This window comes from Arthrospira sp. PCC 8006, assembly GCF_046480465.1.
Taxonomy (GTDB): Bacteria; Cyanobacteriota; Cyanobacteriia; order Cyanobacteriales; family Microcoleaceae; genus Limnospira; species Limnospira platensis.
Map to the genome: position 1 here is coordinate 1 of NZ_PKGG01000614.1, position 354 is coordinate 354.

Genomic DNA, 354 nt, shown 5'->3' on the forward strand with positions numbered 1-354 from the left:
AAGCTCACCGAAGCAAATACCACCATCCCTACCAAGAAAAGTGAAACCTTCTCTACCGCTGCCGACAACCAGCCTTCGGTAGAAATTCACGTACTTCAAGGTGAGCGCTCCATGGCAAATGACAACAAAACCATCGGTCGTTTCCACTTAGACGGAATCCCACCTGCACCGCGCGGCATTCCAAAAATCGAAGTAACCTTCGACATTGATGCCAACGGTATCCTCAATGTTTCTGCGAAAGACCAAAACACCGGTAAAGAGCAAAGCATCCGCATCGAAGATTCTTCCGGCTTGTCTAAAGAAGAAATCGAGAAGATGAAACAGGAAGCCGAAGCCAACGCCGAAGCCGACAAA

The 354-nt window shown here is 48.6% G+C and carries 1 protein-coding gene; it reads left to right on the top strand.

The window, feature by feature from the left end:
* On the top strand, positions 1 to 354 hold a 354-nt coding region (locus tag B9T16_RS29610), incomplete at both ends, for an Hsp70 family protein (protein ID WP_410246486.1).